Below are 16,915 nucleotides of genomic sequence, written 5' to 3'. Positions count from 1 at the left end.
ATCCAACGAAGAAATTCGCAGTGTCATTTTTACGGACTTTTTGAACATCCTCTAATATCGGGTAAACTTTTAATGTATTAATAGGTAATTAAACTTAAAATTTTAATGAATATGTAAAAAACTTGAAATAAACATAATCATAAATGCTCATTTATTCAAAAAGGTATCGCTTTTTTTGCGATTAGTAGTGGACTTTAGATATCATTTAAATAATGTTAAATTTGATAAAATATGACAAGAAATGCATTATATTTAATGAGACTTTTTTAGGAGAATCTGTTAATGAAATTATTTGATCAAATAATTAGTACGTTAGAATCGGTCTTAAATTACTCAAGTGCAAGAAACAAAATTATATCAAATAACATTGCAAATGTAGACGCACCGAATTATAAATCTCAAGATGTTGTGTTTAAGAATGTTTTTAAATAATGCTATTGAACAGATAATGGATACAACTAAACTCATCCAAGACACCTTCGATTTACAACTTGAAAATAATGATCAAGCATGTTTAAAAGTAAAAGAGATTATGTATTCCAAATGTCGTTATATCGTTTGAAATCTGAACGGAAAATTTCAAAAAAACATGAGAATATTCATGTTAAAGTAGATAATAATAATATTGTTATCAAATTAGAAAATGAACGACTACAAAAACAATTAAAAGAGAAAACACCTACAGCTAACCGATAAAGAAAGAAGAGTATGCTTCAACAAGTAGGGATATATATAAACCAATTGATTTACCTGTTCACATGCCAGAAAAGCCTAAATGATAAAATAGAAACATCTACTATCGGAGAAATATTAAACCTTTTTCATCAAGGAGTACCTATAGAAAAAATTGCCCGAAAAATAAATAATGGGAAAAACAGAAATTGAACTAATTGTAAAAATGAATAACAATTAATAGATAAAACTTGATAAATTATTTTCAGTATGGTAATTTAACAATGGTGATAATTGACCTACTATATTACACACGTTTAATGATTTGTACATTGGTGCCCTAGTTTTGGTTGTGTACAAATAAGATTTAAACGGAGGAAAAACCAAAGGAGGAAATAGAATGTCAGTTATATCAATGAAACAATTATTAGAAGCTGGAGTTCATTTTGGACACCAAACACGTCGCTGGAACCCGAAAATGAAAAAATACATTTTCACAGAAAGAAACGGAATTTATATTATCGATTTACAGAAGACGGTCAAGAAAATTGAGGAAGCATATAATTTTGTAAGACAATTATCTGCTGACGGAGGCACTGTTTTATTTGTTGGAACAAAAAAACAGGCACAAGAATCAGTCCGTGAGGAAGCAAATCGTTCTGGTATGTTTTATGTAAACCAACGTTGGCTTGGTGGGACATTAACAAACTTCCGAACTATCCGTAAAAGAATTAATCGATTAAAAGATATTGAACGTATGGAAGAAGACGGTACATTTGACGTACTTCCGAAGAAAGAAACTGTAGAATTACTAAAAGAAAAAGAGCGTCTATTGAAATTTTTAGGCGGAATTAAAGATATGAAAAAGTTACCGGATGCTCTTTTTGTAATCGACCCACGTAAAGAGAGCATTGCAATTGCTGAAGCACGTAAGTTAAACATACCGATTATTGGGATTGTTGATACAAACTGTGATCCAGATGAAATCGATTATGTAATACCGGCTAATGATGATGCGATTCGTGCGGTGAAATTACTAACATCTAAAATGGCAGATGCTGTTGTAGAAGGAAGACAAGGCACTGAAATAGATGAACAAGAAGAAGTGGCAGATGAAGCTAATCAAAATATAGAAGAAAAAGCAGAAGAAGTTGCTGTAGAAGAGTAAGTTGGTGGAGGTGATAAGGGGATAACCTTTTATCACCTTTTTTACAGATTAATTGTTTTGGAAAATGTCTTAAATGACTACAATGATAAAAAACATAGGAGGATTTTCAATGGCGATTACTGCAAAAATGGTTAAAGAATTACGTGAAAAAACTGGTGCTGGTATGATGGATTGTAAGAAAGCACTAACTGAAACAAATGGTAATATGGAAGAAGCTATTGACTTTTTACGTAAAAGTGGTGCTGCACAAGCTGCCAAAAAAGCTGGCCGTATTGCTGCAGAAGGAACTACTTTTATTGAAATAAATGGGAACGACGCAGTTCTTTTAGAAGTTAACTGTGAAACAGACTTTGTTACAAAAAATGAAAACTTCCAATCTTTAGTTACTGATCTTGCAAAACATATTGTTAATGAAAAACCAGCGAACTTGGATGAAGTGCTTCAACAAAATCTCGCTGATTCAAACCAAACTGTTGAAGAATATATCAACTCAGCTGTAGCAACAATTGGTGAAAAAATTACATTACGCCGTTTTGCCCTACTAAGTAAATCAGATAATGATGTATTTGGTTCATACCTTCATATGGGGGGTCGTATTGGTGCACTTGTTTTATTGGAAGGAACAAAAGACGAAGAAGTTGCTAAAGATGTTGCAATGCATATTGCGGCAGCAAACCCTAAGTACGTTGCAAGGGAAGATGTAGCAGAAGATGAGGTTAACCGTGAAAGAGAAATCTTAAAAGAGCAAGCACTAAATGAAGGTAAACCTGAGCATATTGTTGAAAAAATGGTCGAAGGTCGACTAGGTAAGTTCTTTGAAGAAATTTGTCTACTCGATCAACAATTTGTAAAAGATTCTGATGTAAAAGTTAAAAAGTTTGTTGCAGATCAAGGAGCAACTGTTAAACAATTTGTACGTTACGAAGTTGGAGAAGGTATTGAGAAGAAAGAAGAAGACTTTGCAGAAGAAGTTATGAGTCAAATGAAGAAATAATCCAAATGAATAGGGAGCACAATGGTGTTCCCTATTTCTTCATGATATAATTACATAGATCATTATATTTTTTGGAGGTTATTATGACGGCGCGTTATCGAAGAATTGTACTAAAGTTAAGTGGAGAAGCTCTTAGTGGGGATAAAGGATATGGAATTGAGCCTACAGTAATTCAATCAATAGCTGAGCAAGTAAAGGAAGTTGCGGAATTAGGGACTGAAATTGCTATTGTTGTTGGCGGTGGTAATATTTGGCGCGGTAAAGTTGGTAGCGAAATGGGAATGGACAGGGCTAATGCAGACTATATGGGAATGTTAGCAACTGTGATGAATTCTCTTGCCCTTCAGGATAGTTTAGAATCGATGGGGATACCAACAAGGGTACAAACTTCTATCGAGATGAGACAAGTTGCCGAGCCTTATATTAGAAGAAAAGCAATTCGACATTTGGAGAAAAAACGCGTTGTAATTTTTGCTGCGGGTACTGGAAATCCTTACTTTTCAACCGATACAACAGCTGCTTTAAGAGCTGCTGAAATAGAAGCTGAAGTGATATTAATGGCGAAAAATAACGTTGACGGTGTATACAGTGATGACCCTAAAGTTAACAAACAAGCGAAAAAATATGATAAACTATCTTATATGGACATGCTAAATGAAGGACTTGAAGTAATGGATTCTACTGCTTCATCTTTATGTATGGATAATGACATACCATTGATCGTGTTTTCAATTACGGAAGAAGGAAATATTAAAAGGGTTGTCGAAGGCGAAGTTCTAGGGACAACGATAAGGGGGAAATAAGAATGCCAAGTGATGTTTTAAAAGCTATGCGTGATAAAATGGAAACGGCAGTCCAAGCTTTTAGAAGAAATTTAGCAACAGTTCGAGCAGGACGAGCGAATCCAAGTCTTTTAGATAATGTATTTGTTGATTATTACGGGGCAGCAACACCACTAAATCAATTAGCACAGGTGGGAGCGCCAGAAGCAAGATTACTTGTCATTACACCTTTTGATAAGACTGCAATTGGAGAAATGGAAAAAGCGATTCAAAAAGCAGATCTAGGACTTTCACCATCCAGTGACGGTAATGTTATTCGAATAAACATCCCCGCTTTAACGGAAGAAAGAAGAAAAGAACTAACAAAAGTAGTCGGAAAATATGCAGAAGAATCTCGTGTTCAAATAAGGAATTTACGTCGTGAAGCAAACGATCAACTAAAAAAGTTAGAAAAAGACGCAAGTATTACAGAAGACGAATTAAGAACGTATCAAGATAATGTTCAAAAAGAAACAGATAAATTTATCGAAGAGATCGATCAGCTGGCTAAAAGCAAAGAAGAAGAAATTATGGAAGTGTAAAATAGCCCTCTTGTTTTAAGAGGGCTTTTATTTCACTTTTTAAATGATTATCGATTATAATTTTAAATAACAACTTAGGATTTCTACTCGAAATAACGTTAATTACATATTAATTCTTGTAAATTTTCATATAGTATTATGAAGGGATTTATTGTAGTTAGGTTAGAGTTTAATCCTTTTGGGGGACAAATGATGTCTATGAGGTTACCTTTTTTTAATAGTAAACAAACGCAAGACGAAATTATTATAGATAACATACCGGACCATGTTGCCATCATTATGGATGGAAATGGCAGATGGGCTAGCAAAAAAGGACTACCCCGAATTGCAGGACATAAAGAAGGAATGGATGTAGTTCAAAGAATTGTCCGTGCAGCAGTAAAGTATCAAGTTAAAATTTTAACACTGTATGCTTTTTCGACAGAAAATTGGAAACGACCGAAGCTTGAAGTAGATTTCTTAATGAGACTCCCAAAAGAATTTTTACATATCTATTTACCTCAATTGATGGAAAATAATGTAAAAATAAATACAATCGGAGAATTTAATTCATTACCAGATCATACAAAAAAGGCAATTCAATATGCAAAAGAAAAAACGAAAAATAATGATGGACTTTTGTTGAATTTTGCTATAAATTATGGAAGTAGATATGAGATGGTTCGTGCGATGAAACATATCATTAGTGATGTAGAAAGTGGAAAAATCGATAAAGAATCTCTTGATGAAAATACGCTAACAAAATATTTATATACAAAAGATTTACAAGATCCTGATTTACTCATCCGTACTAGCGGCGAACAGCGATTAAGTAATTTTTTGTTGTGGCAACTAGCTTATTCGGAATTTTGGTTCACAGACACATTATGGCCTGATTTTAATGAGGAAATATTTAAACAAGCTCTCTGTGATTATCAAAGCCGAAAAAGAAGATACGGAGGAATATGAGGGAGTTGACGCTTTAGTGAAACAGCGATTGATAACAGCAATAATTGGAATAATTATTATTGTACCTATAATACTATATGGTAACTGGCCTTTTTTATTAATTTCATATTTATTGGCTACCATTGCGTTATATGAGTTAATTCGGATGTACGGTTTAAAGCAGAATAACTTATATTTAATTTTATCAAGTATATTTCTCTGGTTACTAATTTACCCAGGAGAAAATATAACAGTTTCAAATTTTGTCCTAACTAAATACGATATTATTATGCTATTTGTTGTTATCCTTTTAGTTATGACAGTAATTTCAAAAAATAAATTTACGTTTGACCAAGCAAGTTTTTTAGTGTTTTCTACGCTTTATATCGGTACAGCATTTTATTATTTATTAATAACAAGGCTAGAGGGATTAAATTATTTTTTATTTATTTTATTTATTATATGGGCAACAGACACAGGCGCTTATTTTATAGGAAAATTTTTTGGAAAAAGAAAGTTATGGCCTGAGATTAGCCCAAATAAAACAATTGGAGGAGCTGTGGGCGGTATTATAATCGCTATAATGGTGTCCATTGTTTTTCAACTAGTTTATCCTTTCGATAAATCGTTTTTAGCAATTGTCGTAATAACTGTTGTGATATCGATTTTTGGACAACTAGGAGATCTAGTTGCCTCAGCGATAAAGCGACATTATGATGTGAAGGATTTTGGGAAGATCTTTCCTGGGCATGGTGGTATTTTAGATCGTTTAGACAGTTTATTGTTTGTTTTAATTGTTTTGTTTATTATTCAGGTTTTTTAAGGTATTGAACTAAAAAAAGTATGGTGCTTTAGCTTTTTACGCTGAAAAGGAGTGTTTTTTTTGACTACGGTTATAGCGTTTATATTAATGTTTGGCCTGCTTGTTTCTGTTCATGAATGGGGGCATTTAATTTTTGCCAAAAGGGCTGGAATGTTAGCGAGGGAATTTGCGATAGGGTTTGGTCCTAAAATCTTTTCATTCACCAGGAATGAAACATTATATACAATCAGGTTGTTACCAATTGGTGGGTATGTACGTGTTGCTGGAGATGATCCGGAAATAATTGAATTAAAACCTGGTCATCATATTGGACTCGAGTTTAATGATGAAGGAAAAGTAAATAAAATAATTGTAAACAATAAAGACAAACATCCTAATGCCCATTTAATTGAAGTGGAGTCCGTTGATTTGGATCATGACTTATTTATTGATGGTTATAATGTTGGGGATGAAACAAATGTTCAACGTTTTGCCGTAGATAGAAAAGCATTTTTTATCATGGATGAACGAGAAACCCAAATTGCTCCGTATGATAGGCAATTTGCATCAAAAACGGTCGGACAACGAGCGATGCAGTTGTTTGCGGGTCCGATGATGAATTTTATTTTGGCAATTATAATTTTTATCATTATAGGCCTCGTACAAGGTGTTCCTTCTGAACGGGTAATCGGAGAAGTTCAGCCAAACAGTCCTGCAGAAGAAGCGGGGATACAACCCGGTGATGAGATTATTCAAGTCGAAGACAGTTCTGTTACAACTTGGCAGGATTTTACATCTATTATTCAGGCAAGTGCAGGACAAGAGGTTGATATCATTGTTAAACGAAATAACCAAACAGAGTCACTTACTGTTATACCAAAGGAAGTAAAAATTGAAGATATAGATGAAGAAGAAGTAAGAATCGGTCAAGTTGGTGTGTTACCAGCGTATGAAAAATCTTTTGTTAAAACATTAAAGCATGGATTTTTACAAACATTTGAAACAACTAAATTAATTTTAACTAATTTATTAATGCTAGTAACTGGACAATTATCGATTGAAATGCTTTCTGGTCCAGTAGGTATTTATGATGTTACAAATCAAGTAGTTCAAACAGGATTTATGAATTATTTAATGTGGACGGCAATGCTTAGTATAAACTTAGGGATCATTAACCTTGTGCCTCTTCCTGCACTTGATGGCGGAAGATTGTTGTTTATCGGCATTGAGGCTGTACGTGGAAAACCAATTGCTCCGGAAAAAGAAGGATTTGTTCATGTAATTGGTTTTGCTTTATTAATGCTTTTAATGATCGTTGTTACATGGAATGATATTCAACGATTGTTTTTATAATTAATAATGCTTAATTAGAAAGTTAAATTGATATGTTGTTAACTACTTAGAAAGAAATCGTTGGAATGGCTTTCGTTTCACTTCATGGAAGTGGTGCCTTTTTTCAACGATTTTCTCACCTTTCGATCATTCCTTATAGAGGATGTTCAAAAAGTCCGGTAAAAATGACACTGCGAATTTCGCACGAATGCTTGTTTCTCCGCTGCTCATGTATCTAAATGCATACATTCCGCTGACGGGAACTGCGCCGCCTCGAACTTCTTGGTCCTTTTTATCCTCCTTTTTGAACACGCACTTATATTATATTTGTCCCCATTATTTTTATTTTTTTACTGGAGGAATCGACCATGAGTCTTTCATATAAGAAAAAGATGGAAATACTATTAGAGCAACTGCGTTTTCCAGACGAAATAAAAGATACTTATTTTAAGTCAAGTGAGCTGCGCAAATTAGTCGTTTATAAAAAAAGAAAGATTTGGCATTTTCATGTTTGGGTGGAAGCAGTTTTACCTTTTGAAATATATCGTCATTTTTATGATAGTTTACAAGAATCTTTCCAAGAAATAGCGGCAGTCCAATTGACAATTGAAACTGGAAATCAACATTGCAATGAGACGGAACTAATAAATTACTGGAGTTATTTTCTCAAGAAATTTCCAGCAATCTTACCTAATCATCTTGAAATACTAAAGCAACAGCCGAAAATCGAAGACCACATAATGATGTTTAATGTTAAAACAGAAGCTGAAGCCGTATCTTTAAAAAGAAAAGTTGAAGAAGGATTTCAAAAATATTGCCAGCACATCGGATTAAAAAAATATACGTTAAACTTTCATGTAAATACAGAAAAACAAGAACTGGAAAACTTCCGTAAACAAACAATCGAAGAAGATAAACAATTTGTTTTAAATGCTGTTAAGCAACAAAAAGAAAGACAAGAACATAAGGACAATTTCACGAAAACGGTCGAATTTAAAATCGGTCATGATATTCCTGATGATGTTGTTAATATGGAAGAAATAGTGGAAGAAGAAAAACGAATTGCGGTACAAGGATATGTATTTCTGTCGGAAGTTAGAAAATTGCGTTCAGGTAGGAGTCTTCTAATCCTAAAAGCTACAGACTATACAGATTCACTTGAAATAAAGATGTTTTCTCGTAATGATGAAGATGAAGCTGTTTTTGGACAAGCAAAAGAAGGTATTTGGATTAGAGCACGTGGGCGAATCCAAACAGACCTTTATTCTAATGAATTAACGATGATGGCAAATGATATTCAGCAAATAAGTGTTGAATTGAGAATGGATAAAGCAAAAGAAGGTGAAAAGCGAGTTGAACTCCATGCCCATACAACGATGAGCCAATTAGATGCCGTCGTCAGTCCAACACGGCTCATTTCCCAAGCTGCAAAGTGGGGACATTCCGCTATCGCGATTACAGACCATGCTGCTGTTCAAGGATTTCCGGAAGCTCATTCAGCGGCAAAAGCGAATGATATTAAAGTAATCTATGGTGTCGAAGCAAATGTTGTTGATGATGGTGTTCCCATCGCTTATAACAGTACAGACTTATTATTAAAAGAAGAAACGTATGTCGTTTTTGATGTTGAAACAACAGGACTTTCGTCGGTTTATGACACGATTATAGAGCTTGCTGGTGTGAAAATACAAAATGGTGAAATTATTGACCGATTTGAAAGTTTTGCTAATCCACACCGTTCTTTACCAGAAAAAATAATCGACATTACAGGAATTACAGATGATATGCTTGTTGGTGCACCAGAAGTAGACGATGTACTAAAGAATTTTCATGAATGGGTAGGAGACAATACTTTAGTTGCTCATAACGCCACGTTTGATATCGGTTTTTTAAATCAAGGTTATACTAAAATTAATTATCCACGAATAAAAAATCCGGTCATCGATACACTTGAACTGGCACGATTTCTTTTACCGGAACTTGGTAACCATCGTTTGAACACATTATGTAAACATCTGGATGTTGAATTAACGCAACACCACCGGGCAATTTATGATGCAGAAGCAACAGGATATTTATTTTGGAAATTAATTGAGCGGTTAGAAGACAAAGAGATAAATAATATGATTCAATTAAATAATCATATCGGTGAAGGAGATAGTTACCAGCATTCAAGACCGTATCATTGTATTCTTCTCGCCCAAAATGAAATAGGATTAAAAAATTTATATAAACTAATTTCTTATTCTCACACAAAATATTTTTATAGAGTACCGCGAATTCCACGATCTCTACTTAGTAAATTGAGAGAAGGGTTATTCGTTGGCTCCGCTTGTGATCAAGGAGAAATATTCGAGACATTAATTCAAAAATCTGTCGATGAAGCTGAAGAAATAGCCGATTTTTATGATTACCTAGAAGTACAGCCGCCAGAAAATTATTATCATTTAATTGAAAGGGAGATTGTACAGACTGAAGCACAAATTATTGATATTATTCGAAACATTATCGAACTAGGTAAACGAACGAACAAAATTGTAGTAGCTACCGGGAATGTTCATCATATTGAGGATCATGAAAAACAATATCGGGAAATTTTAATTGCCTCACAGAAAGGGAATCCTTTAAATCGAGTAACATTACCAAATACGCCATTTAGAACAACAAATGAGATGTTAGATTTATTTTCATTTCTAGGCGAAGAAAAGTCGTATGAAATTATAGTAAAGAATCCCAATCAGGTTGCCGAAGAAGTTGAGAAAATATCACCAATAAAAAGTGATCTATTTACACCTAGTATTGAAGGTGCAGAAGAAGAAATTAGAGAGCTTACATATAATACAGCACAATCTATTTATGGCAGTCCATTACCTGAGATTGTAGAATCAAGGATTAAGAAAGAACTTGACAGTATTATTGGTCATGGTTTTGCCGTCATTTATTTAATCTCACATAAACTTGTAAAAAAATCATTAATCGATGGTTATTTAGTTGGTTCTAGGGGGTCAGTCGGTTCCTCACTTGTAGCAACGATGACTGAAATTACCGAGGTAAATCCCTTACCACCTCATTACGTTTGTAGGAAATGTCATTATAATCAGTTTTTTACTGATGGCACGTACGCAAGTGGCTTTGATCTACCTGATAAGAACTGTCCAACTTGTGGAGAGCCTTTAGAAAAAGACGGACAAGATATTCCCTTTGAAACGTTCTTAGGATTTAAAGGTGACAAAGTACCGGATATAGACTTAAATTTCTCCGGAGAATATCAGCCAATTGCACATAATTATACAAAAGAGTTGTTTGGGGAAGATTATGTATTTAGAGCTGGTACAATTGGAACGATCGCAACAAAAACTGCTTATGGCTATGTAAAAGGCTACGCAACAGATAAAAATATTCATTTCAAGGGAGCAGAAATTGACCGTCTCGTCCATGGTTGTAGTGGGGTAAAGCGGACAACAGGCCAACACCCGGGAGGAATTATCGTTGTTCCAAATGATAAAGAAATATACGACTTTACGCCGATTCAGTATCCTGCAGATGATCGAACTAGTGAATGGAAAACAACTCATTTTGATTTCCATTCAATTGAAGATAATTTATTGAAATTGGATATACTTGGTCATGATGATCCAACCGTGATAAGAAAACTACAAGACTTAAGCGGAATTGATCCAAAAGATATTCCCATTGATGATGAGGAAGTAATGAAAATATTTTCAAGTACAGAACCGCTTGGATTAAAACCGGAACAAATTGATTGTAAAACAGGTACATTAGGTGTACCTGAGTTTGGAACAGCCTTCGTTAGGCAAATGTTAGAAGAAACAAAACCTAGTACATTTGCGGAACTTGTCATTATTTCTGGACTATCACACGGTACAAATGTGTGGCTCGGTAATGCCCAGGAATTAATTAATGATGGGATTTGTGAAATTGGGGATGTAATTGGTTGCCGTGATGATATTATGGTATATTTGATGCAAAAAGGGTTAGAAGCATCCTTAGCTTTTAAAATTATGGAATCAGTTCGTAAAGGAAGAGGCCTCGAAGATGAGTGGATAGAAGAGATGCGCAAGTCTAATGTACCTGAATGGTATATAGAATCATGTAAAAAAATAGAGTATATGTTCCCGAAAGCACACGCAGCGGCTTATGTACTAATGGCGGTTAGAATTGCTTATTTTAAAGTCCATTATCCAATCTTCTTTTATTCAGCATATTTTTCAATTCGAGCAAGTGATTTTGAATTAGATACGATGATAAAGGGATCAGAGGCACTTAGAAATCGAATTAATGAGATCAAGGGAAAAGGAAATGATGCTCCACCTAAAGAGAGAAGTTTGTTAACAGTATTAGAAGTAGCTCTAGAAATGTGTGAACGAGGATACAGTTTTCAAAAAGTAGATTTATATCGTTCAAGTGCAACAGAATTTTTAGTAGATGGAAATGCGCTAATTCCTCCATTCAATGTAGTCGATGGGCTAGGAACAAATGCAGCAATCAATATTGTGAAAGCACGCGAAGATGGAGAGTTCTTGTCAAAAGAAGATTTACGAGAAAGAAGCAAAATATCTAAAACCGTTCTTCAATACTTAGATGCACATGGTTGTTTGGAAGGAATGGAAGAAGAAAACCAACTTTCACTCTTTTAAATTGAAACAGTTGTTTTAAAATAAAAACTATGCTATACTGTCACAGGAATGTCGTAAGAATGCCGAGTAAAAAGAGTGGGTTTTCCCACTCTTTCTTCTATAATCAACACACTTCTTTCCCCTTGCCATCGATTCGGCGGGGGTTTTATCTTTACGGCGTTGTTAACCCACCCTGCCTTATAGCGAACCTATGAAAGTGAATACGCTATTAACGTATCCTGATTATTCTAATTAAAAAATGAAAAATTATATTTTGTTCATACTAAGATAAATGATACATAAGGAGGAATCGATATGGCAGAAGCAATATTAACAGAGGTTAAGAAGTTAGTGGAACCAATTTTAAGCGAGCGTAAGTTGATACTAGAGGATTTGGAGTATGTGAAAGAAGGTAAGGATAATTTTTTACGGATCTACATTGATAAGGTGGGTGGTGTGGATTTAACGGAATGTAGTATTGTTTCAGAACGTTTAAGTGAAAAACTTGATGAACAAGATCCGATAGAAGGAACTTATTTTCTAGAAGTCAGTTCACCAGGTGCTGAAAAACCGTTAAAGACACCAGAAGATTTTAAAGCAAACATTGATCAGAATATTTATGTTTCTTTATATGTTCACATCGATGGTGAAAAAGAATATGAAGGAATTTTAAAAGATTTCTCGAATAATGTTGCGACAATTGATTACAAATTTAAACATCGTATAAAGCAAGTACAAATACCTTATGATAAAATTGCACAAGCAAGACTTGCTGTGATGTTGTAAAAGGAGGATGAATAGAATTGAGCAGTGAGTTGTTCAGTGCAATAGATTATTTAGAAAAAGAAAAAGGGATCGATAAAGCTACACTATTGGATGCATTAGAAGCTGCATTGATATCTGCATATAAGAAAAATTACAAATCAGCCGGCAATGTATCCGTAAAGTTTGATGAAGAAGAAGGTACCATGCAAATCCACGCTAGAAAGACAGTTGTCGAGGAAGTGGAGGATGCGCAAGAAGAAATTTCATTAGAAGAAGCTAAGGAAATAAGCTTAGACTATGAAATAGGAGATATTGTTGAAATAGAGGTTACACCAAAAAACTTCGGTCGCATTGCTGCTCAAGCTGCAAAGCAAGTTGTTACCCAACGCGTTAGGGAAGCAGAGCGCGGCGTCATTTATAATGAATATGCTGACCGAGAAGAAGATGTAATGACAGGAATTATCCAAAGAATTGATTCTAATTTTGTTTACGTTGATTTAGGAAAGATAGAAGCGAAATTGGCAAAACAAGAGCAGATTGCAACGGAAGAATATCTTGTACATGATCGTATTAAAGTTTTTGTTACGAAAGTAGAGAATACAAATAAGGGACCGCAAATATATATTTCTCGTTCTCATCCGGGCTTATTAAAACGATTATTTGAAATGGAAGTACCGGAAATCTACGAAGGTATTGTGGAAATTAAGTCAATTTCAAGAGAGGCAGGAGACCGATCCAAGATTTCCGTATATGCTAGTAACCCTGATGTCGATCCTGTAGGCTCATGCGTAGGCCCTAAAGGGCAGCGAGTTCAAGCAGTTGTTGATGAATTGAATGGTGAAAAAATTGACATTGTAGAGTGGTCAGAAGACCCTGTTATTTATGTTTCTAATGCTTTAAGTCCATCGAAGGTGATCGACGTTCTCGTTGATGAGGAAAATAAAGCAACAACTGTAATTGTTCCTGATTATCAACTATCCCTTGCAATCGGAAAGCGTGGGCAAAATGCTCGTTTAGCTGCTAAATTAACTGGATGGAAAATTGATATAAAAAGTGAAACAGTAGCAAAAGAAGAAGGATTATTAACAGAAAGAACTGAAGATGATACTTTCTTATCTAATGAGTTCGAGGAAGATCATTTATTAGGGGAAGAAACAGCTAATGAAACGTTGCTTCTAGATGAAGATGAACGTTTGCTACCTGATGAAGACGAAGAAGCAGATCACAAAGATAATTCTTTATTCGATTAATGGGGGGATTTTATCATGACAAAGAAACGAAAAATACCTCAGAGAAAATGTATTGTGACAAATGAATTAAAACCGAAGAAAGAAATGATCCGAATCGTCAGAAATAAAGAAGGAGAGGTTTTTGTCGATCCTACCGGTAAGAAAAATGGTAGAGGTGCTTATATCTCCATTGATAAAGAAGTGTTTGAAGAAGCTGAGAAAAATAACGTTTTAGAAAAAGTATTTAAAGTAAAAATAGATCCAAGTTTGTATGCAGAATTAAAAGATATAATAGGCGAATAAAAATGAAAAACAATTATTTAAATATTGTTGGCTTAGCTTATCGTGCTAGGAAATGTTCAACTGGGGAAGACACTATTATCTATGACATAAGAACGAACAAAGCGAAGTTAGTACTAATTGCAAATGATATTAGTGAGAGTACGAAAAAGAAACTAACTGATAAATGTAATACTTTTCAAATTCCTTATATAGAAGTAGATAATCGGACTATTTTAGGAAGTGCTATAGGAAAATCGGATAGAGTTGCCGTTGCTATTCTTGATGAAGGTTTTGCAACGAAACTAAAAAGTCTACTTCTATAAATATTTGTGGGGGTGAACGTATGGATAGAATGCGAATATATGAGTATGCTAAAAAAAATAATGTGACAAGTAAACAAGTAATTGATCAATTGAAAAATATGAACATCGAAGTATCTAATCATATGTCTTCTATTACAGCGGAGACGATCAACAAATTAGATAAAACGTTCAATAAAACAGAACATAATGAAAAGAAACAAGAGAAACAAAAAGTGGATTCTAATAAAACTACAATGACGAAAAAACAGACTGGTGACAAGAAACAAAAAAATCGTCCAAAACCAAAGCAACAGCCAAAACAAAAAGGAAAACAGCATAAGAAAAACCAAAAGAACAAGAAAAGTAATAGTGAACAACAAGTCAAGTCTCATCATGAAACGCCGAAGCATATCGTTTACAGTGACACACTAACTGTAAATGATTTGGCTGACAAACTTCATAAAGACGTTTCTGAAATTATTAAAAAATTAATGTTCTTAGGAATTATGGTGACAAAAAACCAGGATTTGGACGATGATGCGGTTGAGTTAATTTGTAGTGATTATGGAGTATCGGTGGAAAAAGAAATTATCCTAGAAGACACAGATTTTGAGAAGTACCGTCAAGAGGATAAGGAGCAAGACTTACAAGAACGTCCTGCAGTGGTAACAATTATGGGACACGTTGACCATGGTAAAACAACATTATTGGATTCCATTCGTCACACGAAAGTAACGGCAGGTGAAGCCGGTGGAATTACACAACATATTGGTGCATATCAAGCCGAAAGTAGTGATAAAAAAATTACTTTCTTAGATACGCCTGGTCACGAAGCTTTTACAAGTATGCGATCCCGTGGAGCTGAAGTAACGGATATTGCAATTCTAGTTGTAGCTGCAGATGATGGTGTTATGCCACAGACTGTAGAGGCAATAAACCATGCTAAAGCGGCTAATGTCCCAATTATTATTGCTGTAAATAAAATGGATAAAGAAACAGCAAATCCAGAGCGTGTGATGCAAGAATTAACTGAATATGAGTTGATTCCGGAAGATTGGGGCGGAGATACCATTTTTGTACCAATCTCTGCAATTAAAGGGGAAGGAATTGATGAGTTACTTGAGATGATCCTATTAGTTGCGGAAATGGCAGAGTTAAAAGCAAATCCGAATAAACCAGCATTCGGAACAGTTATAGATGCCCAATTAGACAAAGGACGCGGGGCTGTTGCAAGTCTTTTAGTTCAAGAAGGAACGCTTACTGTTGGAGATTCTATCGTTGTTGGCAACACGTATGGCCGTGTTAGAGCAATGGTAAACGATGTCGGACAGCGTATTGAAAAAGCAGAACCATCCACACCTGTAGAAATTACCGGTCTTAATGCAGTACCTCAGGCAGGAGATCAGTTCTTAGTATTTGAAGATGAGAAAAAAGCACGACAGATTGGCGAAACAAGACAGCAGCAGCATATTGTTGAAAGTCGTGGATCCCAGACTAAAATTAGTTTGGACGACTTATTTGAACAAATTAAACAAGGTGAAATGAAAGATTTAAATGTTATAATTAAGGCAGATGTTCAAGGATCTGCGGAAGCTTTAGCTGCTTCTTTAAGAAAAATAGAGGTAGATAATGTAAATATTAATATCATTCACTCTGGCGTTGGAGCAATTACTGAATCTGATATTATTCTTGCTTCCGCTTCAAATGCTGTTGTCATTGGCTTTAATGTTCGACCTGATGTGAATGCACATAAAGCAGCCGAATCTGAAAAAGTTGATGTTCGTCTCCATAGAGTTATTTATAAAGCGATAGAAGAAATGGAAGCAGCAATGAAAGGGTTACTTGATCCAGAATATGAAGAAAAAGTAATCGGGCAAGCGGAAGTGAGAGAAACATTTAAGGTATCCAAGATCGGTACCATCGCGGGAAGCTATGTAACCGACGGAAAGATAACTCGAAATTCTAGTGTGAGATTAATACGTGATGGCATTGTCTTATTTGAAGGTGAAATATTAGCATTAAAACGTTTCAAAGATGATGTAAGAGAAGTTGTCCAAAACTACGAGTGTGGAATTACAATTAAAGATTTTAATGATATTAAGGTTGGAGATATTATCGAAGCGTTTGTCATGGAGGAAATTGACAGAACATGATTGTATATGCGGAAATAGAATGTATACTATACAATACACATTCTTTAAAAGAGAAACGTTCTGTTATCAAACGATTAATTGCAAGAGTTCGAAAAGACTTTAATGTTTCTATTGCTGAAATTGAGTTTCAGGATTTATGGCAACGAACGAAGCTTGCAATTGTCACAGTGGCGAATGAATTATTATACGCTGAAAAAATCATTCAAGAAGTGATCAAAGTAATTGATCATGATCCGGGTCTAGAAAGAACAATTACAACGATTGACCGATTATAAATTGGCTTTCTATC

Annotated in this window: 16 protein-coding genes; all 16 read left to right on the top strand. The window is 34.6% G+C overall.

Annotated elements, in window-relative coordinates:
- Positions 1-282: 282 nt before the first annotated feature.
- The 16 genes from SPD89_RS00820 to SPD89_RS00745 all read left to right on the top strand — a co-directional run bounded on the left by SPD89_RS00820 (position 283) and on the right by SPD89_RS00745 (position 16,901).
- Positions 283-432 (top strand): flagellar basal body rod protein FlgB, encoded by a 150-nt coding sequence (locus SPD89_RS00820; protein WP_336260049.1) that lies wholly within the window; start codon positions 283-285, stop codon positions 430-432.
- Between the two features lie 111 nt (positions 433-543).
- Entirely contained in the window at positions 544-696 is a 153-nt protein-coding gene (locus tag SPD89_RS00815) for a hypothetical protein (RefSeq protein WP_336260048.1), read from the top strand.
- Between the two features lie 376 nt (positions 697-1,072).
- Entirely contained in the window at positions 1,073-1,840 is a 768-nt protein-coding gene (gene rpsB / locus SPD89_RS00810; protein ID WP_336260047.1) for a 30S ribosomal protein S2, read from the top strand.
- Positions 1,841-1,949: 109 nt separating this feature from the next.
- On the top strand, positions 1,950-2,834 hold the full coding sequence (gene tsf, locus SPD89_RS00805; RefSeq protein WP_336260046.1) for a translation elongation factor Ts: 885 nt from the start codon (positions 1,950-1,952) through the stop codon (positions 2,832-2,834).
- A gap of 80 nt (positions 2,835-2,914) precedes the next feature.
- Entirely contained in the window at positions 2,915-3,637 is a 723-nt protein-coding gene (gene pyrH, locus SPD89_RS00800) for a UMP kinase (protein ID WP_336260222.1), read from the top strand.
- A gap of 2 nt (positions 3,638-3,639) precedes the next feature.
- Complete coding sequence (gene frr / locus SPD89_RS00795) at positions 3,640-4,197, top strand: ribosome recycling factor (RefSeq protein ID WP_336260045.1); 558 nt, start codon at positions 3,640-3,642, stop codon at positions 4,195-4,197.
- Between the two features lie 192 nt (positions 4,198-4,389).
- A complete protein-coding gene (locus tag SPD89_RS00790) occupies positions 4,390-5,145 on the top strand; it encodes an isoprenyl transferase (protein WP_336260044.1) in 756 nt (251 codons plus the stop codon).
- Positions 5,146-5,161: 16 nt separating this feature from the next.
- Positions 5,162-5,947 carry a phosphatidate cytidylyltransferase gene (locus tag SPD89_RS00785; protein ID WP_336260043.1) on the top strand — a complete coding sequence of 262 codons (786 nt, stop codon included), beginning with the start codon at positions 5,162-5,164 and terminating at the stop codon, positions 5,945-5,947.
- 60 nt (positions 5,948-6,007) lie between these two features.
- Positions 6,008-7,279: an RIP metalloprotease RseP gene (rseP, locus tag SPD89_RS00780; RefSeq protein WP_336260042.1), complete on the top strand. Its 1,272-nt coding sequence runs from the start codon at positions 6,008-6,010 to the stop codon at positions 7,277-7,279.
- Between the two features lie 347 nt (positions 7,280-7,626).
- On the top strand, positions 7,627-11,916 hold the full coding sequence (locus tag SPD89_RS00775; RefSeq protein WP_336260041.1) for a PolC-type DNA polymerase III: 4,290 nt from the start codon (positions 7,627-7,629) through the stop codon (positions 11,914-11,916).
- Between the two features lie 294 nt (positions 11,917-12,210).
- On the top strand, positions 12,211-12,681 hold the full coding sequence (gene rimP / locus SPD89_RS00770; protein WP_336260040.1) for a ribosome maturation factor RimP: 471 nt from the start codon (positions 12,211-12,213) through the stop codon (positions 12,679-12,681).
- Positions 12,682-12,698: 17 nt separating this feature from the next.
- Positions 12,699-13,910: a transcription termination factor NusA gene (nusA, locus tag SPD89_RS00765; protein ID WP_336260039.1), complete on the top strand. Its 1,212-nt coding sequence runs from the start codon at positions 12,699-12,701 to the stop codon at positions 13,908-13,910.
- A gap of 15 nt (positions 13,911-13,925) precedes the next feature.
- Positions 13,926-14,192 carry an RNase P modulator RnpM gene (gene rnpM, locus SPD89_RS00760; RefSeq protein WP_336260038.1) on the top strand — a complete coding sequence of 89 codons (267 nt, stop codon included), beginning with the start codon at positions 13,926-13,928 and terminating at the stop codon, positions 14,190-14,192.
- Positions 14,193-14,194: 2 nt separating this feature from the next.
- On the top strand, positions 14,195-14,494 hold the full coding sequence (locus SPD89_RS00755) for a YlxQ family RNA-binding protein (RefSeq protein ID WP_336260037.1): 300 nt from the start codon (positions 14,195-14,197) through the stop codon (positions 14,492-14,494).
- A gap of 20 nt (positions 14,495-14,514) precedes the next feature.
- The gene (infB, locus tag SPD89_RS00750) at positions 14,515-16,626 is read left to right on the top strand and encodes a translation initiation factor IF-2 (RefSeq protein WP_336260036.1); all 2,112 of its coding nucleotides are present in this window, start codon (positions 14,515-14,517) and stop codon (positions 16,624-16,626) included.
- Complete coding sequence (locus SPD89_RS00745; RefSeq protein WP_336260035.1) at positions 16,623-16,901, top strand: DUF503 domain-containing protein; 279 nt, start codon at positions 16,623-16,625, stop codon at positions 16,899-16,901. Before infB ends, SPD89_RS00745 begins: the two co-directional genes overlap by 4 nt.
- Positions 16,902-16,915 lie beyond the last annotated feature (14 nt).

The organism is Pseudogracilibacillus sp. SO30301A, from assembly GCF_037072025.1.
GTDB lineage: Bacteria > Bacillota > Bacilli > Bacillales > Amphibacillaceae > Pseudogracilibacillus.
Note: the sequence above shows the minus strand (reverse complement) of the source record. Positions and strands in the feature narration are given on the sequence as shown.